General features: G+C 64.0%; 11 protein-coding genes and 1 pseudogene. 1 reads left to right on the top strand and 11 read right to left on the bottom strand.

Translation table 11 applies throughout. The annotated features are described in order from the left end of the window. Window positions 1-6: 6 nt before the first annotated feature. The 10 genes from WKV53_RS09775 to WKV53_RS09730 form a co-directional block, all read right to left on the bottom strand. Window positions 7-636 (bottom strand): L,D-transpeptidase, encoded by a 630-nt coding sequence (locus tag WKV53_RS09775; RefSeq protein WP_341404389.1) that lies wholly within the window; start codon window positions 634-636, stop codon window positions 7-9. Between the two features lie 86 nt (window positions 637-722). After that, a complete protein-coding gene (locus WKV53_RS09770) occupies window positions 723-1,343 on the bottom strand; it encodes a LysE family translocator (protein WP_341404388.1) in 621 nt (206 codons plus the stop codon). A gap of 70 nt (window positions 1,344-1,413) precedes the next feature. Then, on the bottom strand, window positions 1,414-1,908 hold the full coding sequence (locus WKV53_RS09765; RefSeq protein WP_341404387.1) for a hypothetical protein: 495 nt from the start codon (window positions 1,906-1,908) through the stop codon (window positions 1,414-1,416). A gap of 44 nt (window positions 1,909-1,952) precedes the next feature. Then, a complete protein-coding gene (locus WKV53_RS09760; protein ID WP_341404386.1) occupies window positions 1,953-5,249 on the bottom strand; it encodes a DUF7133 domain-containing protein in 3,297 nt (1,098 codons plus the stop codon). A 94-nt stretch (window positions 5,250-5,343) separates the two neighbouring features. Next, window positions 5,344-9,924 (bottom strand): beta strand repeat-containing protein, encoded by a 4,581-nt coding sequence (locus WKV53_RS09755; RefSeq protein ID WP_341404385.1) that lies wholly within the window; start codon window positions 9,922-9,924, stop codon window positions 5,344-5,346. Window positions 9,925-10,089: 165 nt separating this feature from the next. After that, a complete protein-coding gene (locus tag WKV53_RS09750; protein WP_341404384.1) occupies window positions 10,090-11,697 on the bottom strand; it encodes a sulfatase family protein in 1,608 nt (535 codons plus the stop codon). 2 nt (window positions 11,698-11,699) lie between these two features. Next, window positions 11,700-13,919, bottom strand: coding sequence for a serine/threonine protein kinase (locus tag WKV53_RS09745; protein ID WP_341404383.1), 2,220 nt, complete (start codon window positions 13,917-13,919; stop codon window positions 11,700-11,702). Next, complete coding sequence (locus tag WKV53_RS09740) at window positions 13,916-14,506, bottom strand: sigma-70 family RNA polymerase sigma factor (RefSeq protein WP_341404382.1); 591 nt, start codon at window positions 14,504-14,506, stop codon at window positions 13,916-13,918. The genes WKV53_RS09745 and WKV53_RS09740 overlap by 4 nt, the downstream gene beginning before the upstream one ends. A 12-nt stretch (window positions 14,507-14,518) precedes the next feature. Beyond that, the gene (locus tag WKV53_RS09735; RefSeq protein ID WP_341404381.1) at window positions 14,519-16,753 is read right to left on the bottom strand and encodes an MGH1-like glycoside hydrolase domain-containing protein; all 2,235 of its coding nucleotides are present in this window, start codon (window positions 16,751-16,753) and stop codon (window positions 14,519-14,521) included. 108 nt (window positions 16,754-16,861) lie between these two features. Further along, window positions 16,862-17,629 (bottom strand): RNA polymerase sigma factor, encoded by a 768-nt coding sequence (locus tag WKV53_RS09730; protein ID WP_341404380.1) that lies wholly within the window; start codon window positions 17,627-17,629, stop codon window positions 16,862-16,864. 49 nt (window positions 17,630-17,678) lie between these two features. On the opposite strand from WKV53_RS09730, the gene WKV53_RS09725 reads away from it, so the two are divergent. Then, window positions 17,679-19,751 carry a serine/threonine-protein kinase gene (locus WKV53_RS09725; RefSeq protein ID WP_341404379.1) on the top strand — a complete coding sequence of 691 codons (2,073 nt, stop codon included), beginning with the start codon at window positions 17,679-17,681 and terminating at the stop codon, window positions 19,749-19,751. Between the two features lie 176 nt (window positions 19,752-19,927). Here the strand turns inward: WKV53_RS09725 and WKV53_RS28695 are convergent. Further along, a pseudogene (locus tag WKV53_RS28695) lies at window positions 19,928-20,626 on the bottom strand (autotransporter-associated beta strand repeat-containing protein); the annotation flags it as partial. Between the last annotated feature and the right edge of the window lie 129 nt (window positions 20,627-20,755).

Below are 20,755 nucleotides of genomic sequence, written 5' to 3'. Positions count from 1 at the left end.
GACGGATCAGAAGTTCCACATCTTGCCCTTCTCGGCATCGCTGAAGACCTGCGGGCTGAGCAGGTAGGACATCGGCGGATTTGGCAGGGCGCTGTCGTCGATCCTTGGCAGGGACTTGCCCACGGTGGCGTCCAGCGGCTGGCTGGTGGCGACGTCGACCGGGGTGCCGACTTTGACGAGGCCGAAGATCTTGCGGGCGGAGTTCAGCGGGAGGCGGACGCAGCCGTGGGTGGCCGGGTAGGGCTTCACGAAGCCCCAGTGCATGCCGTAGGCGGGGCCGGAGAATTCCATCCAGTAGGTCATGGGGTAGCCGGAGCCGGGTTCGCTGGCACGGCGGCGCTGCATTTGCTTGGCGCGGATCGGGAAGGTGCCGTGCGGGGTGGGAGCTCCGGCGGTGCCGACGCAGATCGGCGTGGCGAGCAGGACTTGATCGCCCTGCACCACATACAAGCGCTGGGCGCCGGTGCTCATTTTCACGCGGATGCCGGCCGAGCCAGTCGGCTGCTTCACCGGCGGATCGAACTTGAACGAGGTGTAAGCGCTGCCGGAGCTGGTGGTATTGGTGCAAGAGCTGAGGGCGAGGGCGGCTCCGGCGAAAAGGAGCGCGGCCAAGGAACGGAGAGCAGGGAATTTCATGAGATGGGAAATAAGGAATGGAAATGCGTTTCGAGTGGGACTTGCCGCATGAAAGGCAATCCAAGGGGAGTTGCAAACGGGATTTTTCAGGGAGCGACCAGGAGCTTGACCGCCAGTGCCGCGAGGGCGACGCCGAAGATCCCGTCGATCCAGCGGGCCGAGTTTTCGTAGCGCGTGCGGAGTGGCCGCCACTGGAGCAGCCATGCCCACAGTGCCCACAGCGAGCCGCCCTGGACGATGACGAGGCCGGCGATCGCGAACGGCCACCAAGCCGGATGGGTGCCGGTCAGGAACGGCGCGCAGGTGGCGGCGAGGAAGATCACGGCCTTCGGATTCAGCAGATTGCAAATCAGGCCGCGGAGGAAGGGGCCGCGGGAGGAGGGGGCCGCGGTGTTTTCGCCTTTTTCGACGGGTGGTGAGAATGCGGAGCGCAGCAGGCACCAGGAGAGCCAGAGCAAGTAGGCGGCTGCCGACCAGGAGATCGCTTTCCGGAGGCCGGGGCTTTGTTCGAATGCGACGGCCAGGCCAGCCACTGCGATGGAGGCGTGCACGGTCAGGCCGGTGGCGATGCCGATGGCCATGATGGCGCCAGCCTTCGCTCCCTCCGCCAGCGCGGTGCGGGTGAGCAGGATCATGTCCGGCCCGGGACTGAATTGGCCGAGGGCCATCAGGCCGGCGAAGGCGGCGAGTTCGAGCGCGGGGTTCACTTGCTCGCGCCGGAATGGTTTCTCATGGAGCGGATGATGGAGAAACCGCCGGAGCGGGCAATCGATTCCGTTAGTCCACGAACGCCGCCTTCGGGATCTTCTTCTTCTGCTCGCGCAGTGCGCGGATGATGGCGGGTGCCGCGGTCACGCGGAGGCGGATCCGGTCGCCTTCATCGCGTGCCCACTTCAAGTGCAGGTCGACGGTGCGGCCTTTCACTTCCACGGGAAAGACGGCCTGCTGCTCCTCATTTGGACGGTGGTAGTCGATGCGCTCCAGCAGCGAGAGCATCTGCTTGTCCTCGAATCCGCTGTCGACGATCTCGCGGATGCGTTCGAAGACAAAGGGCAGGTATTCGGTGGAGGTGCGGATCAGCAGCGTGCGCCGGGTGGCCCACGCTTTTTCCAATTCATCGAGCATTTCCTCCGAGGTCGATTCGCCGAGCCGCTCGTAGCGCTCGATCCAGCGCCGGCGCCAAAACCACGCCAGGGCAAAGCCGACCGGCCACGAGATGATCGCCATCCAGACGATCATCTTGGAAATGGGCGTGAAATCGAGCGGAGGCATCACCCGGGACGGTAGCCGATGCGGGGCGGAAGGGAAGGACGCAGTCACTCATCCCGCTGTGGCTCGCTGAGCAGGAATGTCATGAGGTCTTTCCTTTCCTGCTCGCTGAGCGCGGTAAGCAGGCCGGGCGGCATCAGGGAAACCGGGAGGGCTGTGTTTTTAACGATCTCGGCTTTTTTCACCACGGTCACCTGTCCGCCGGGGGAGGCCAGCTTTAGCTCGGTGGCCGTCTCGCCGATGCGGGTGCCGACGGCGGCGGTGCCGTTCTTGAGAGTGATCTGGTAGGCGACGGCGTCGGGATTGATGGTGGCGCTGGGCTCGTTGATGTCCCGCAGCACGCTGGCGTAGTCGCGGTGGGCGGTATTGCTGAGGTCGGGGCCGACGGCGTTGCCTTCGCCGCGCATTTGGTGGCAGGTGAAGCAGGTGGCCTTGCCCATGAAAAGGCGGTGGCCATTGGCGTAGTTGCCGCCGGCGATCTCGGGGGGCGCGGTGCTTTTTGCCTGTGGCTCGGGAGGGCGCTCCGCGAAGGGCATGAGGAAGCGCGGGGCGGCCATCGGGCGTTCGCGCGGATCGAGCGTGGTGTGCCAGGTGATCTCCAGATCCTTGGCGGGAGTTGCGAGGGAGATTTCGATTTCCTGCCAGGGATCGTCGCGGATGGTTTTGGTGAACGAGGCTTGATTCGGTCCTCTCGCGGTGACCTCCACGCCGGTGGCGGAGAGTTTCACGGCGGCATCGCTGCGGACGGTGACGGTGACGGTTTCCGGCTCCGGCGTGTAATCGAGGTGCGCGCCGGGCTGGACTTTCGGCTGGAGCAGGTGCGAGAGGTCGAGCTTGGTGTGGAGGGTCAGATGGCCCGGCGTCTTGCAGGCGGCGAGGCCGGTGGCGATGCTGTCGCTGCTGCGGCCGAAGACTTCCAAGGCCTTGAGATCGGCATGCGGCCACCAGTAGGGGGCATTGGCAAACGGCAGCTCTGCGCCGTTGGCACCCGTCCACTTTACCTCCAAGCCGGTGAGGTCATGGGCGAGGTCGATCGCAGGGGCCTGGCGGATGCCGGCTTCGCTGCGCGGCCAATCGATGGCGATGCCGTAGTTCACCGCGGCGACGCGCGGAGGGGTCTGGATGAGTAGGGAACGGTTGCCCGACATCATGATCATTCCTTCCACCGGGACGTCGAAGGTGGGTTCTTCGCGCTGAGCGCGGACCACGGCGTAGCCCGGACGGATGGCCTCGAAGCGGTCGCCCGCCGTGACGTGACGGCCGCCGGTGATATGGACGCGGGATGCGAAATCGGCCCAGCCGGTGTTGGGAAGCGGACGGTCGAATTCGATGAGGGTTTGCGTGGTGCTGATCGGGCGGACCAGCACCGGCTGGGGCGCGTCTGGATCAGAGTAGCGGATTTTGAAAAGCCGCCCTTCCTTCGCGGGGCCGCTGCCCCAGTCCGGCGGGCCGGAGGGGCAGCAGATGACGAGTTCACCCTTCGGCGAGATCGCGCAGTCGGTGATCAGCGTGCCGACGCAGGCGAAGAGCTGGTTCCGCGCGACGTAGCCGGCGGAGGTCTTCGCCAGCGTGGTGCGCCAGAGCTTGCCGCGGGATTCGCCGGTGACGATGGCATCGTCGGCCCAGAAGTCCGGGCCGAAGCGCGGGCGGTCCTTGGCCGGGCCATTGAAGCGGAAGCCGCAGGTGCTTTCGTGCTGCGGCGCGTAGTCCCAGAGGCTGGGCTCATCGACCACGTCGGGCAGCAGCTTCGGATGGCGTGGCGGGAAGCCGTAGTGACGGCCGGTCTGGAGATGGAGGAGTTCGTCGAAGGGGTTGCCGTTGGGGAGCCAGGTGGCGCCTTCCTGGTCGGTGCCGAAGAGTTCGCCGTGGCGATCCCATTGCAACGACATGATGTAGCGCAGGCCGCTGTTGAGCTGCTCCACTTTCTTGCCGTCCGGTGAGATCTTCAGCAGGCAGCCGCGGCGCTTGTCCGGCGAGTAGGCGGGCTTGCCGGTCTTCACGGAGTCCGGCGACCAGATATCGCCCTCGGCCTTTTGCCAGTAGCCATTGCCGGGATTCGCGCTGCCCATGGTGACATACCACGAGCCATCGGGTCCGGCGGCGAGGGCCATGGCGCTGTCCACTCGTCGGTGCATGAGGCCGGGATCATCGCGCAGCTTTGGATCGTCCCAACCTTTCGCGACGGTTTCGCGCTTGTCGGGGATGCCATCGCCATTGGTATCGCGGAAGCGGACGATCTCATCGGAGAGCAGGGCGTGTGGCATGCCGTCCTTCACCACCATGCCGAGCGGGTAGTTGTCGGAGGTCTCGTCGGAAAAGGTATCGAGCTTGTCTTCGATGCCATCGCCGTCCGTGTCGCGCAGCAGGTGGAAGCGGCCATCGTAGCCGGCGGCGAAGAGCCGGCCATCGGGCGCATACTCGATGTTGTTCAAGTTGTTGACCTTCACCGGCAGCTCTTCCACGGTGAAGCCGGGGACGAGCATCTGCACGATGGGACGGTCTTTCTCCGCGCCGCGCGGGGCGAGCGGTGCGGAGGCGCGAAGGAAGCCGGCGTGCTTGTTCTTCAGCCAGTCTTCCATCTTCGCGATTTCCTCCGGGCCGAGAGTCCGGTTGAAGAACATGACCTCGGCGATCCGGCCATTGAAGAAGTGCCGCATCTCCGGCTCCACGAAGCGTGCGCCGACGGCCACGCGGTCCATCGCGAAAGCGACGTCGCCGCGGTCGCGCCTGCCGTGCGCCTCACCGTCGACACGGGCGGCGCTTCCTTTCGCGCTGCTGGTTACCGTGAAGACATGGCCGCGTCGCGTGGCGACCGGCTGGATGAACAGGTTCCGGGCACCTGTCTGGCCGGCGCCCTCCACGTTCAGGAAATCCGCCAGGCCGTCGGGGCCGGGGGCGCGGCCGAAGTCAATGGTGAGGCCGCTGGTGTAGTCGTGCTCGTCTCTTCTCGCCGCACTGAAAAGGGCGGGGAAGTCGCCGCTGGCGCGGTCCGGCGCAGCTACGATGAATATCGTACATTCCCGGCTTTCCACGCCGGGCGTGAGCAGCGCTGCCAGATAGTCATCGCCGAGGAACTCCACGCTGCCACCCTTCCACAGGGGACGGAAGACGCTCGACCACTGGGCGAGGTGCCGCGACTTGCCGGAGGAGTCATGCCACAGCTCCATGGCCTGGCCGTCGGCGAGGCGGTTCATGTAGTGGGCCTCGCGGGCTTCGTTTTCGCGGCTGGCATCGAGCCAGAGTTCGAGGCCGTCCGTGACGGGGATCGAGGCATCGGCCCAGCGTGCGATTTCGCCGCGGGCGGCGAGGACCAGGAAAAGGGAGAACGCGAGTGCGGTCTTCATCGGTAGTGGATGTTGAAGAAAAGGGAGGCGTGCCACAAACCCAAATGGCACGCCTCCCCGTTGGCTTCCCGTTGTACCCGTTACGTCAGGGAGCTCAATTGACGGAGACCCGCAGGAAACCCTTGCCCGGCAGGTTGTTCGATCCGTCGAGACTGAAGGTGCGCCATACGTAGCCGGCGGGTGGTGCGGCATTCGGCGCGGGCGGTGCGACCGGGGTCACCGGCGAGACGGCACTGGTGAAGGAGCCCAGTGTGAGGCTGCCGTTCACGGTGTAGGTGAACCCGTCCACGGTGGCCGTCGGAGCCGGGCCGGCGCTGAAGGTCGGATTGCCGCGGACCGCGATGGTCAGGAGCAGTTCCGGCTCGGTGCCCGCGTCGCTGCCGTCGGCGGCGAATTGGAACACCTTCGGACCATTGCTGCCATTGTTCGGCACGCCGCCGAGCGCGAACTCCAGCGAGTTCGGGCTGCCGTCCTTGTCCGGGTCCGCCGCCGGTCCGATGATGTTCTGATCCGTCACTCCCGGGAAGTAAGTGGCGGTCCAGTCGTCGTATGGGGTCGCGGTGGCGGAGACGAGTGCGATGTTGTTAGAGCTGACGCCGTCGTTGTAGTGGTAGTTCACCGTGTAGCCTACCGGCAGGTCCTGCACCGTGAAGGTACCGGTGAGCGAGCTGTAGCTGGCGATGACGTAGGTCGGGGCAGTGGGTGCCGCGAGCACGTTGAAGTCCAGCACAGCGCCGGGGCTGATGGTTAGCGCGCCATTGACGGCGAGCTTGTCGGCGGTGGCGCCGTCGATTTCACAGATGTAGCCGCCGGTGATGGTGGTGGCTCCGGCGGTGAGGGTTCCGGCCGAGGCTCCGGGTGCCACCGAGGCTCCGGCATTGACGACGAGCGGTCCAGCGATCGAGCCGGTGCCGCCGAGCGTGCCGGTGGAAACGGTGGTGGTGCCGGTGAAGCTATTGCTGCCATTGAGGCGGAGCGTGCCGGTGCCGGTCTTGGTCAGGCCGCCGTTGCCGCCGCCATCGACGAGGTTTTGTGCGATGGCGATGGTCTGGCCATTCGTGTCGATGGTGGCGCCGCCGCCCTTCACGAAGACCGCATCGAGGCCGGTCATGAAGGTCGCGTTGGCTCCGGTGTTGGCCTTGAGAGTGCCGCCGTTGAAGTAGAACTCGCTATTGCCGCCGCTGGCAGCTTCGAGCACTTGCTTCACGGTCAAGGTGCCGCCGTTCAGGTTGACGGTTCCATTGCCGGTTGCCGCGAGGGCGAGCTGCAGTGCGGTGCCATTGGACACGACGTTGGCGGTTCCGGAAATGTTGAGCGTTCCCGTTCCTTCCTGGCCGACCAACAAGGTCTGGGCGGTGCCTCCCTGGGTGAGGGTGCCGGCCGAGACGTTCACGATACCCACGCCACCGGCGAAGCGGCCGATGGTAAGGAAGGTGGAGCTCTGGAAGCTGCCGCCGGTCTGGTTCACCGTGCCGAGCGTGCCGGGGTTCTTGCCGATGTACATCTGCGAGCCGCTGATCGAGCCATTGCCGCTCAGGTTGATCGTGCCGGTGGCGTTGACGCCATCGCCGACGTTGAAGTCATCCACGTTCGAGGTGAGCGAAGCGCTGTCCTGCACGTTGAGCGTGCCGATGCCACCCGCGCCGATACCGATGTAGCCGGCGGTCTTGTTAAGGACGGTGGTGTCCTTCAGCGTCAGCATCGCGGTGGTGCCGGCATTGCGTCCGAGCAGGAAGGATCCGATGGCATTGAACTGTGAGGTGCCATTGAGCGTCATCGCTCCCGAGGAGCCGGTGCTTTCGGAGAGGTAGGTGACGCCGGTGTTGGTCCAGGTGGTGTTGTTGAGCGTGAGGAAGGCCTCACTGGCGTTGTCCACCAGGCCGTTGTTATAGCCGGAACTGAAGTTGACGCTGTTGATCACCGAGTTGGTCGCGGTGAAGTTGGTGACGCCGTCGTTTCCTTGGCCGCGGGCGAAGGTGAGGAAGTTGCCGGTGTTGAGCGTGGTGTTGTTCAGCACCAGGTTCGCCGTCAGGTTGGGCGTGCTGCCGACATACATCTGGCCTGCGACGGTGACGACCTGCGCTCCTGAGCCGGTCAAGGTGAGCGTGCCTTCGCGGACTTCGACGCCCGGAGTGACGGTTCCGAGGGCGACCGGACCATTCTGGGTGAGGATCAGATTGCCCGGGCCGCTCTTGATGAAATTGCCGGCTGCGTTTGCGAATGCTCCCGTCAGCGTCAGTTCATTGGTGACCGAGATGCCGGTGTTCAGTGCATTGATCGTGAAACCGCGATCGGTGCTGGCCGCCGCGCCGGTGTAGGCGAGTGTGCCGCCATCCAGAACGACATTCGACGCGCTGGAGGAGGAGGCACCGAGCGGGCTCGGCGATCCGCCATTGGCGATGCTGGAGACGGCGAGCGTGCCGCCGGAGATGGTGACCGGACCGGTGAAGTCATTCGCGGTGCTGATGGAGGCAGTGCCGTCGCTTTGCTTGGTCAGGCCGGTGGCGCCGGAGATCTTGCCGGTGCCGGTGAGGGTGTAGGGTTTGCTGGAGGAGTTGTTGAAGCGAACGCTGCTCGGTGAGAAGGTGGCGTTCAGGATCACATCCGTGGTTCCAGCCGCGCTGTCATCGAAGACCACCGGGGCGGGATTCGTGTAGGCGGAGTAGTTGTTGGTGGCGAGGTCGAACCAGTTGGCGGTGGTGGTGTTCCAGTTGCCGTTGACGTTGCCATCCCAGGTCGGCAGCGAGACGCTGAGGACATTGAGCGAAACCAGTCCGCTGCCATTGTCCGAAAGCGTGGCGGACACGCCATTCGGCAGGCTGCCGAGGACGAAGCTGCCGGTACCTGCCTTGGAACCGAGGTAGCTGACGAGTGGAACAGTGCCGACAGCGGGCAATTGGTCGGTGACATTGATGGTGACCGGACCATTGAGGGTGAGCGTGCCGGTGACGTTCAACGGGGCCACGGTCGGATTGCCGAACATATTGCCTAGGTCGATCTCGAGCGATGAACCGGTCGCGCCATTGAAGGTAACGTTGGCGGCGTCGAGCGCGTCGATGTCGTTGTTCTGGATGACGCCCATCTTGGCTCCTTCCGCGACGGTGAAGCTGCCTCCGCCGAGATGGTCATTGGTCACGGCGAGCTTGCCGGCGCTGATCGTGTGATCGCCGGTGTAGGTGTTCGCTCCGGTCAAGGTCAGGGTGCCGGCACCGGTCTTGACGACGCCGCCGGACGGGCTGCCCGCGGTGAGCACCTGCGGGATCGTGACATTGAAGCCGTTGGTGTCCACCTTGAGGCCGCCGGTCTTCACGTCGGAGGCATTGAGGGTGGAGACGAAGGCGGCTTGGTTGCCGCGTGCGATCAGCTGGGTGCCGTTGAAGTGAACGGTCTCCGTTCCTGCGCCGCCGGTGATCTGGCCGACGCGGGCGATGCCGCCATCGAGATTCAGCGTGCCGGTGGTGCCGCTATTGACCGCCAGGGTGATGCGCGCGGTGCGGAAGTCGGCGGTGCCGGAAAGCGTGAGCAGGCCGGTGACGTTGTTTTGTTCGCCGACCCAGGTGACGCCGCGGTCCGCCACCGTGCTGGTGCCGACATCCACGATGCCGCCGCTCATGTTCATCGTGCCATTGCCGCTGGCACCGACGATGAAGTTCGAGTCCCCGGTCTTGGTCCAGGTGCCGCCGGTCATGGTCACGGTACCGGTGCCGCCGGCATTGGTGCCGTCGCGGCGGCCGATGGCCACCCAGTTGTTATTGGTGACCGAGCCGCCTGCGAAATTGAAATTGCCGGTGGCGGCGTTGTTGCCGACCCAGATCTCATTGGTGACGTTGATCGAGCCGGTGCCGGAAAGATTCAGCGTGCCATTGGAGCCGACGGCGTTGCCGACGCGGAACTGGCCGTTGCCGCCGACCACGGTCGAGTTGATCGAACCGCCGGTGATGGTGGAATTACCCGTCGCTCCGTTGGCCGCGACGATGATGCCGTCGATGCCGCCCTTGGTGAGGGTGCCGCCGGACATGTTGAAGGTGCCGTTGCAGCCGGTGCCATTGCCGATTTCCATCCAGTCACCCACCGTCACCGTGCCGGCATCGAGCAGGAATGAACCGGTGCTGGTGTTGGTGGCGATTTCGAGATGGGCGCCGATGGCCAGGGTTCCGGAGGTATTCACTCGGACGGTGCCGGTGGAGCCGGTGCCGGAGTTGCCGCTGACGTAGAGGCGGCCTTTGACATTCATGGTGCCGCTGCCGAGGCCGAAGCCGGTGTAGGTGCCGCCGGTGCCTGCGGTGTTGGCGAGGTTGTAGACGCCGGTGCCGCTATTGCGGCCGACGAACATCCAGTTGCCATTGCCGGTATTGCCGGTGCCGGAGATGTGATCGAGGCGGGAATTCGCGCCGGAGTCGGCACCGACGATGATGTCGACCGGGGTGCCGGTCATGTCGGCCGAGATTTTCGCGTAGTTTGGCGTGGCGACTTTCACCACGGCGTTCGCGCCATTGGGGACGCCGGAGGGAGTCCAGTTGGCGGCGGTATTCCAGTCCTGGCTGGCGGAGCCGTTCCAGTCGACAGCGTGGAGGGTGGTGATCGAGAGGCCGGCGACGAGGCCGGTGAGCAAGCGATGGGAGGCCGTGGCCATCAGGGATTCGCGCACGGAGAGAGTTCGGGTCGGTTGGATCATGAGTTGGGCTTGGCTTGGATTTGATCCCGGGAGGCGGGGACGCCGCTCCCGGAAGGGGATTCATGGGGCCAAGCTCAATGCGCCATCTCCCGACGGGGACCCGACATGCCCCGGCGAAAAATTTTTGCGGTCCCCGGGAGTGCCGGTTTTGAGATTGCGAGCTCCTCAGCGTACTGGGCCCGACATCGGCGGATTCTCGAAGAACGCTCCATCGTTCTCCAACCGCGGGTCGCCGCTGCGCTTTAGCTCATCCAAGAGCTTCTTTTCAAGACGGCCGCGGATCTCGGCGTAGGCGGGGTCCTTGGCGACGTTGGTGGTCTCGAAGGGATCCTTGGCGAGATCGTAGAGCTCCTCCTTGGGCCGCTTGCCGAAGGTCTTGTCGAAGTAGGGCTTGCCGAAGTCGGTATGGCGATTCGCGACCAACCACGACTTCGTTGGTCCGGCGTCCATGTCGCCGAGGGCGACGCGGGTGTCCTTCAGGATACGCTCGGGTGTGACGCCCTTTTCCTTGTCGAGAGCTTCATAGCCGCCGAGTGGATCACGGTCGGGTTTGAAATTGATGATGTAAAGATACTGGCCGGAGTGGATGGCCCGCTGCGGGTAGGGGAGAGATCCCTCGCGCGCATTGTCGACATGGCGCTCGCGGCCGGTGACGGTCCACGTGCGCTCGGGATCGACTTGGCCGGATTTTTCCGAGCGAAGCAGCGGCCACAGGCTATGGCCGGTGACTACTTCCGGGATCTTCACGTTCGCTGTCTCCAGAAACGTGGGTGCGAGATCGACGAGATTGACGAAATCATCGACGACGCGTCCGCCTTTCACGCCGGGACCGGTGATCGCGAGTGAGACGCCGGTGCCGAAGGTGTAGAGATTGCACTTTCCATTCGGGAAGCCGGGTGCGCCGTGATCGCCGCTGATCACGATGAGGGTGTTGTCGTAATCGCCGGTCTTCTTGAGCTCATCGAGCAATACGCCCATGGCGCCATCGAGTGCGGCGACTTCACCGAGGTAGTCGGCCAAGTCCTCGCGGACTTCGGGAACGTCCGGAAGGAAGGGCGGGATCTTCCCCTTCAGCTGGTCGGGGTCGATGTTCCAGAGCGCCTTTCCACTGCCCTGCTGCCATGAGCGATGGGTATTGGTGGGGCCAAACCAGTAGTGGAATGGCTTTACGGGATCGCGATCGGCAAGGAACTGGTGGAAGTTGCCGCGGACTTCGTTGAACAGGACTTCCTTGGCTTCCGGGATCGATTTGCCGTTTGCGGCGAGCTTGGTGACCTGTTCGGAGAATTGGCCGAAACGCTTGCCGGCCTTTTCATAGGCGTAGCGTTGGCCATCGAAGGGGGCATCGGTTGGCTCGCCGGGGCCCCAGACCTTGTAGCTTTTGCCGATGCTGTAGCCGGAATCGCGCAGCAGCAGAGGGTAGGACGGGATAGAAGGATCCCAGTGCGCTCCGCTCAGGATGGCTCCACGGCCGGTGCGCCAGAAGTACTGCCCGGATAGTAGCGAGCTGCGGCAGGGCGTGCAGGAGGGGGCATTGACGTGGGCATTTCGGAACAGCACGCCCTTGGAGGCGAGTTCGTCGAAGTTGGGCGTGCGGACGAATTCATTCAGTGCGGAAAGCGGGGAACCAGGCGAGCTGTTCCTATGATAGATGCTGGCGTAGCGCCCCCAATCGTCGGCGAAAATGAACAGGATGTTCGGGCGCTTTGGCTCCTCTGCCTCGAGAGCGAAGGCGAGGCCGAAAAGGAAGAGGATGCCGTGGAGCAACTTCATGTTCATCGTGGATTGATCAAGGCTTCCGCCTCGCGCAGCTGGATGCGGGCTAGCACCCAATCGAACCAATGATAGTCTTCGTTCCAGCCATAGGCGGTGACTTCGTCGAAATGTTCGGACACGATGTCACGGGCCGCCGTGAGTTCTGAAATGGCCTGATCTTCCTGGTGCTGGGCATGCAGCGCCATGGCGAGCAACGCGTGGCCGAGTGCCAGCCGGGTTGGCAGCTTTTCGCGGAATGCGATGCAGCGCCGTGCCCACACAATGGACTGCTCGTGATGACCCAGGCGATACTCCATCAGCGCGATCGAAAGCATCCGCCAGGTCAGGCGGGTGGCTTGGTCGTAGGTGGCCAGCTCTTCGTTGGCTCCGTCGAACGAGCGGATTGATACCTCTAACAGAGGAAGCAATTCTTTCAGCATTGCAGAGCTGGCCGGCAGGGTCAGGCAGCACTTGATGGTGCGCTCGGCGGAAATGGGGTCTCTGGAGCTGGCGTAGCGCGAGAGCATCGCGTGGCGGAAGTCATCGTAGCCCGCCATGTCGCCGAGTTCGATCCACGCGGCGCTGGCGCGGACATAGTCGAGGGACGGCTGGTCCTTGAACTCGAGCTGGTTGACCTGAAGCAGGGAGGAGAAGCGTGCGGCGGCTTCTTTCCAGCGGCCGTGGTAGGCGTGCCATTCGCCAAGGGTGCGGAACATCTCGGCACCTTCGAGGGTGGCTTTGGTGACCTTTAGGTCGCGAGCCATGGCATCGGCGGCGGCGTGGTTGCCGTAGCGCACGGCGATCACTGCCTGGGTGATCTTCTCGCGGGTCTCCGCTTGCTCGCGTAGCAACGTTTCGGCAGCGCGGCCCTCTTCCGCTTGTTTTCGGAGTTCGGTTTCGAGTTGTTCCGCATGCACCGCTCGCTCGCGTGCTTCGCGTTCACGCAAATAGAGCCACGAGGATACGGCGAGTCCGATCAACAACGAGATCGCGACCGCACCGACCGTGGCGAAGAGGGCTTTGTTCCGCCGGACGAGTTTCTGAAACTGATAGAATGCCGATGGCGGACGGGCGATGACCGGCTCGTGGTCGAGGTGGCGCTGGACATCGAGCGCGAGGCCGTTGGCGGTTTCGTAACGGCGCGTGCGATCTTTCTCGAGCGCCTTCATCACGATCCAGTCGAGATCGCCGCCGATCTGCGAGAGGAGCTTCGGCGATTCTGCGTGGCGTTCCTTCGCGGCCTTGGCGAGTTCGACGGCAGTGAGGGCGTTGAGTCGTTTTGACGGTCGAGGTGGATCGGTCTCGCGGAGGCGGCGGCGCATTTCATCGACGCCTGACTTCAGGAGGTCATCGGCATCGAAGGGAGTCTTGCCGGTGAGCAGTTCGTAGAGCAGGACGCCGAGGCTGTAGATGTCGCTGCGCGTGTCCACGTCGAGCGCGCTCATCTCCGCCTGCTCGGGACTCATGTAGGCGGGTGTGCCCATGAGCTGCCAGTAGGCGGTGAGCAGCGTCTTGTCGGTGAGCACGGCCTCGGTGGCCTTGGCGATGCCGAAGTCGATGACCTTCGGCAGCGGCACGCCGTCGTGGAGCGTGACGAGGATGTTGGACGGCTTGATGTCGCGATGAATGACGCCCTTTTGGTGGGCGTGTTGGATCGCTTGGCAGACTTGAATGAAGAGCGCGAGGCGTTGCCTTGTATCGAGTCGATGTTCGTCGCAGTAGTCCGTGATCTTCGGCCCGCGGACGAGTTCCATCACGAAGTAGGGGCGTCCGGAGTCGGTGGCACCGGCATCCAGGACCATTGCGATGTGCGGGTGATCCATCATCGCGAGTGCTTGGCGCTCGGCCTCGAAGCGCGTGATCACCGAGCGGGTGTCCATGCCGAGCTTGATCACCTTCAGTGCGACCTGGCGGCGCACGGGGTGGACCTGCTCGGCCATGTAGACGACACCACAGCCACCTTCGCCGATTTTCTCTAACACCCGGTAGCGGTCGATCATCGCGCCGGGTTTTTCCTCGGCGTAGGAAAGGTCGCCGGCCTCGCGGATCAGCGGTGGGAGTTCGCACAGCGTTTGGTGGAAGAAATCCTCAGCGGCTTCCTGCGCATGAAGCAGGGACTCGACGCGCTCCCGCATCGCGCTATCCGAGCATTGTTTCTCCAGATAGGCGCTGCGCTCGTCCGGGGCCAAGCTGCCGGCGACTTCGAAGAGGGTTTCCTCGCTGGGGCCGGTCCAGGTCATGGCGCTTCGGTCTGGCTTTGTATGGTCTGATAGAGCCATGCCTTTGCGAAGGCCCAGTGCCGTTCGACGGTGCGCTCGGTGACGGAGAGGTTGGTGGCGACTTCCTGATTGGTCATGCCGCCGAAGAATTTCATGACCACCACGCGTGCTTTTTCCGGGTCGCTCGCTTCCATCTGTTCGAGCGCGTCATTGATGAGCAGGATCTTTTCATCCGGCGTGGTGTCGACGAGTTCGACATCGCCGATGTCCACGCGGACGAGATTGCCGCCGCGCTTGAGGCGGGACTTGCGGCGGGCGTTTTCGATGAGGATCCGGCGCATTGCCTCGGCGGCGGCGCCGAAGAAATGCGCGCGGTTTTGCCAGGTCCGGTCGCCATCGTGGACGAGCCGCAGCCAGGCCTCGTGCACCAGCGCGGTGGCCTGCAAGGTTTGGCCGGCGGCTTCCTGAGCCATTCGCGCGACGGCCAGCCGGCGGAGTTCCTCATAGACCACCGGGAGCAAATCCTTCGACGACCCACCTTCCCCGCGCCGGATGGCGTGGAGAATGAGGGTCACCTGTTCGGCGGCTCCCGGAGGGTCGGTGGGCATCGGCTTGCTAGACTACTTCACTTCCAGCGCGGCTGTTCCTTCGGCGAGGACTTTTCCCGCGGCGTCCAATACGCGGCGGGTGCCGTTTTCCTGCACGAAGGTCAGTTCCTTGCCGCCAGCGGGGACGTTTTTCAGCTCGAAGTCTTCCTTGGTCAGCGGGTCGAAGATGACCTTGTCGCGTTTGTCCGTCACGCGGATGCCGGCCCAGTAACTGAAGGTGGAGTCGAGCCAGGCGCTGTGGAAATAGTCGACCACTTGGCGGCGGAAGTTCGAGGCATCGGTCGGGCGCAGGTGCTCCATGGCGCAGGGCACCGAGCGGTCGCCGTAGACGAAGTGGCTGTCGGACCAGCGGCGGTGGAATTCGAGCCAGCCATCGCGGTAGCGTTCGCCGCCGGGTGAGGTGGCGACGGAGCCGAGTGCCTCGCACATGGCGCTGTTGTTGTAGTTCCACATGGGGCCATTCCAGCAGCAGGGATAGCCGTGAGGTTGCGCAATGCTGGATGCGGTGGGGCCGGCGATGGCGTTGCCGGTCCAGTACATCGGGTTGTTCCTCGCGACGGTTGTGATCGGGTAGTCCGTCCAGAACCAAGCGGGGTCGAAGAACTTGTCGAAGGCAGTGAAGAACTGCGGCTTCTTCTCCATGCCGAAGAGGAAGGGCAGGAAGCCGTCGTAGCAGGCGGCTTGGTCAGCGAGCGCGTAGGAGTCGGGCTCGGCGGAGTAAAAGAAGCCATCCTTCCAATGCTTGTCCTCGATGGTCTTCAGCATCCGGTCGGCCTGGTTGCGGCTGTCGGTGAAGCTCTTGGTATTGCCGAGTTCCTCCATGAAGTTCGCGGCGCCGTAGAGGTTGGCGATGGTGAAGGCGGCTTTGTCGAGGCGCACGGACTTGGCGTAAGGGAAGCCCTGCGAGTGGCCCTGCACGTCATGGCGCCAGTCCCAGGCATCGGGCTTGGTGAACTGATAGAAATTCGGCTGATACTCGGCACCGGTCGGCCAGCTTCCTTCCTGAACGGGGAGCTGCGGCTGGCCGTGGACGGGCACGTCCTTCCACGCGTAGTCGGTGGCCGGTTGAGCGACGGCGGCGCGGATCTCGGGATCGGGATGGATCTTGTAGAAGTTCCACATCGCGGCCGGCGTGAACTGCAGATAGTCGCGATACTGGTGGTGGACGTTCTCGGCCCAGTTGAGGATCTGGTTCTTGCCGGGCGTGATGTCGCGCAGCCAGCGGGTCTCTTGGATCTGAACGGGTATGGGAAGGCCGATGACGGCGCAGAACCAATCGCCAATCGGGCTCTCGTAGATGGAGGGTCGCTTGTAGGGGTGACCGGCGATGAAGTTCTTCGGGTCGTGGATGGACCGCTTCACGAGGAACCAGCGGTAGTAGTAGAGCTTGAGGATGTCGGGGTCGGTCGTGGAGAACTCCGGGACATTTTTCTCATACCACGCGTTGAAGGAGGTTTCGTTGCGCTTGAAAGGATCGGCTTCTGTTAGGGCAGCGTTTACCCGGTCGTTCGAATCGGTGGTGCTGACGTGATCGACCGCGAAGGCGTAGCGGACCTTCAGTGTCTTTTGCGGAGGAAGACTGAGTGCCTTTCCAAGCGTGAGGTCGCCCTTTGATGCCAGCCAGCCGCTGCCATTGATTTCCCAGCCCTTGCCCTTTTCCTTCGCGATGCCGCCGACATTGGTGACGGCGGTGAAGGTGACCTTGCCAGTGCCATCGGCTTTCAGCTCGGGATGGATCAGTTCGAGATCGACGGTGATGGCGGAGCGCTCGTCATTGAGAATCTCCAACTCGGCGACGAAGACGTCTTCCGGGGTGATGCACTTGGTCTCCTTGATCGAAAGCGGACCGGCGAGCGGCGAGGCGCCGGGCTTGCCGCTGGGCAACGCACGGTAGTAGGTGGCTGACCACGCGGGCGTCCATTGATGGCGGGTCACGACGAGCTTCTCGCTGGTCTGGACCGAGACGAGATTCTGGACCGGTGTCTGGTGACCGGCGCAGAAGACGCCCTGCATGCCGAGCTGGGGGTGGCCCCAGTTTTCCTGTGGCAGCTGCGGCATTCCCGAGGTGACTTGGTCGGGTTTGTTGACTCGGTCGTCGGAAAGCTCCTTCAAGGTCGTCCACATGTCCTGCCCGATCAGGTCGGTGCGGGCGGAGTTCGAGAGGTAGCGGTTGATGTTGCCGACCGGGTGGGTGGCCATCGCGGGGAGGGTCATTGCCGCGAGGCAAAGCAGGGTTCTGGGGCTCATGGGTTCTCGCAAGTTCCACAAATCAAACGTGATTGGCTTGTGGAATTTCGCCAATTAAGCGGGCGAAATCATCTGTATGACAGATTCAATTTTCCTAGGAAACGAATCCTAGGAGGCGCGGCTCAAAATTGCGCGCAGGTCATTGAGCTCGCGGTCGATCGCCTCGTCGTCATCGGTGGCGATGGTTTCGGCGATTTCGTCGCGGAGGTGGCGGCGGAAACGGTCGCGGAAACGATGGACGGCTTGGCGGGCGCGGCTTTCGTCCAGATTCAGCGTGTCGCGGAGAGTCCGGTAGCAGGCGTCATCGGCACCGAGGCCGAGAAACGGGACAAGCGCGGTGAAATGGTGGGAGCGGCCGGCAGTGGCGAAGTCGAGTTCCAAGCGGGCGAGGGCGAGGTGGAGCACCTGAAGCGCCCAGTGGCGGTCGAAGACGGCTTCGGCGGAAATCCCGGGAGCGACGGCGCGGAGCCCGGCCTCGGCCGCCTCGGTATCGAGCGAGACGACTTGGCCGCTGCCGCGCTTTTCGCGGGTGGCATGCCGGTGATGGTCGGCAATGCGGCGCTGGAGGACTTTCAGAAACAAGGTGCGGAGCCGCCCGCCGCCGGGATCGGCTTTCTCAAGCAGTGCGGCGCGGTTTTCCAACAGGTCGTGGAAGAATCGTTGGGTCAGGTCCTGCGCGTCCTCAATGGTGAGGCCGCTGCGGCGTCCGAAGGAATATAGCGGGGGCCAATAGAGGCGACAGAGTTCCTCAAGCGCGCCGTGGTCGTTGTCGCGTGACGACACGACCAGACTCCACCGGGTGGGCGGAAAGGCGGCGTGGGTTTCCTGGGTGAACATCAAGCAGCGCAGGCGGACGTCATGATATTGGACTGACAAGAATGCTTTTCAAGGTCACGGATGGCGGGAAGTCGCGATGATGCCTCATATGGACCCTCCGCTGCTGCCTTTTCCGGGCGAGGACTCGTTGCCCGCGGGCATCGACCCGCTGGAATTGTTGGAGGTGGGGTTCCGTCCGGAGACCACGGCGGGCGTAGGAGCGGAGCCTCCGCTGAGTGCGGAGGAGGTCGGCTCGATGTTGCCGGCGTATGAGGTGCGGCGGTTGGTCGGCCGGGGCGGGATGGGTACGGTCTTCGAGGCGGTGCAGCGCGATCTGCAACGCCGGGTGGCGATCAAGGTGTTGTCTCCCTCGCTGACGAATGAGCCGGGACTAACAGCGAGATTCCGTCATGAGGCACGGCTGATGGCTTCAATGGAGCATCCCGGTGTGGTGCGGGTGTATGAAGCCGGTGAGACGGCTGAGGGATACCTTTACTACGTGATGGAGTTCGTGGATGGCGAGGATCTCGCGTCCCGGCTGAGTCGCGGGCGCTTGTCCTTGGAGGAAGCGGTGCCGCTCATCGCGAATGTGGCGGAGGCCTTGGAGGCGGCGCATCGGCTGGGAATCGTGCATCGCGACATCAAGCCGGCGAATATTTTCCTGCCCGCTGAAGGGCCGCCGAGGCTGGGGGACTTCGGGCTGGCGGTGACAGCCGGGCAAGCGGAGGAGGCGCTGCGGTTGACGCGGGTGGGGACCACGGTGGGTACGATCGAGTACGCAGCGCCGGAGCAGTTGTCGCGGGCGCATGCGGTGTCGCCGGCGAGCGATGTTTTCAGCTTGGGTGTGGTGACTTATGAAGTGCTGACCGGCGAGTTGCCGCGAGGGAATTTCGATCCGCCGTCGCTGCGGCGCGAGGAAGTCGATGCCGCCTTCGACAGCGTGGTGCTGCGCGCCTTGCAAACGGATCCGGCGCGGCGATTTGCGGACGCGGGGAAGTTTCGCGAGGCTTTCTTGCATGCGGCCGATCGCCGTCGTCAGGAGGCGCTGCGGCAGCAAGCGGTGCGACGTAAGATGGTGCGGCGGGCTTGGGTGATGTGTTTGTTGGCGGTGATCGCTTTGGTTACCGGTGGCAGTGCGATCGTCGCTTGGAAGGCACGAAAGGATGCCGAGGCGAAGCAAGCGGCGGCGGAAGCGGCGGAGCAGCGCATGTCGGACCTGATCCAATTCTTGCTCACCGATTTACGGACACGCCTAGAGCCGACCGGTAATCTCGGTGCGATGGAGTCTGTGTTGGAGAAGGCGGTGGGGCATTTCCGCCGCGTGTATGAAGAGTCCGGGCATTCCCCGGTGGCGGCGCGGAAGCTCGCCGACGTGCTGGTGGTGAAGGGCGATGTGATTGGCGTGCGCGGGATGAGTGCAGAAGCTGACCAGCTTTACACCGAGGCGATCGCGCTGACCGAGCTCGCCCGGAATGCGACTCCGCAGGATGCCAAGGCCACGCGACGGGTGATGGAGGCGTGGCAGGACAGGTCCGAACATCGCATGGCGACGGGCAAATATTCCGATGCCCTGTTAGATGCCCGGCATCTGTTGGGCGAGGCTGAAGCTTTCGCGAAGCAGCAGCCCGGCGCGGAATCCACTCACGCGCTTGCCATGGCTCATCGCGCGGTCGCGCATACCTTGGGATACACGGGTGGCCTGGAAGAGGCGGGCGAGGAATATCATCGAGTCCAATCCCTGCTGCAGGAGTTGGTTGCCGGTGCTCCCGATCGTGCGGACTATGCCCGCGAATTGGCGGAGCTCGATATGTCGCTGGGGTCGAATGCCGAGGCTCGCGGAGATCTGGAGGGGATGCTGCGGCACTTCACGGCGTGGCATGAGTATGTGGTCCGGAATGAAGGGCCGGACACCAGCGGGTATTCTTACAGCGCCTTCCGCATGGGAGTTGCTTTGCAGAAACTCGGCCGCTCCAAAGAAGCGGTGTCGTATCTCACGGACGCGGTGCGGATTGCCGAGCGGGAGTCCAAGGCCCTGCCCGGTCACAAGGGCTGCCTCAATCACCTCTCGTGGTGCCTGCGATTCCTGGGCCAGGCTCAGGAAGGCGTGGGCGATGTCGACGCTGCCGCGAGAGTTCGCCAGCGGGAGGCCGAGGTGAATGCCGCGCTCTCGGCGGCTCCGTGAGAGGCCTGGTTTACGGGCTGGAGAAAAAATCCGTGTTCCTCGCGTCACGGAAAGCCGGAGGCAGCGATGAACAGGTGAACCCCATTTCGCTTTCCTCCCCGCCTCCCAGAAAAAAGCTGCCGGAGCCTATCGCTCCGGCAGCTCTTGGGAATGCGCGTCAGGTGCTCTGACTACGGTTAGTTCTTAGTCGCCTGGAGGCGGACGAAGAGGTGGCCACTTGGAGTGGTGCTCTTCGGAATGGTGACTACCACCGTATCAAGGCTCGCATTCGGCGAATCTTCGGTGACGTCCACGGCGGGCAGGGCATCGCCTGCGCCGATAGTGGCGAAGTCATTCCAAGTGCCGAGGCCATCGGACCACTGGACCTTCAGCGTGACATCGGTCTCCGACACATCGCTGCGGCGGAAGGTCAGCACCACGTTGGCACCGCTTGCTGCCACCGTTGGCAGGATGGAGGTGTTGTTCGCTCCGGCTCCGGCAGGGATGCCACCGAGCACGTACTCCAGCACGTTGCTGATGCCGTCGCCGTCGGCGTCCTGTTCCGGACCATCGTTCACGCCGACCGTGAAGGGATAGCTGGAAGCCCAGCTGCTGTAGCCGGCCGGACCCGCGCCCACGCGGATGCTGCCGCTACCGCTGATGTAGCCGGGGTCGGTGGAGGCGCTGTAGACGCCGTCGGCCTTGGCCACGCCATTGATGGTGAGCGAACCCACGCGGTCGGTGCCGCTGAAGTTCAGGTTGAGGACGGCACCGGCCACGATGGTGACCGGGGCGGTGTCGCTGAGGGCCATCTGGCTGAGCGAGAGCACGCCTTCGTTGACCGTGGTGGCACCGGTATAGGTGTGGGCACCATTGAGCGTCCACGTGCCGGTACCGCTTTTGGTGACGGGCAGCGCGCCGGTCGAACCGTTGGCGATCACGCCATTGATCACGCCATTGCCGGGACCTGCCAGGGTCAGGGCGCGGCCGGTGGCATTGGCAGTCACCAGGGGAGTGTTGATGGT

It is taken from the genome of Luteolibacter sp. Y139 (assembly GCF_038066715.1).
Classification (GTDB): Bacteria; Verrucomicrobiota; Verrucomicrobiia; order Verrucomicrobiales; family Akkermansiaceae; genus Haloferula; species Haloferula soli.
This window is presented reverse-complemented; position numbering and strand designations above follow the sequence as displayed.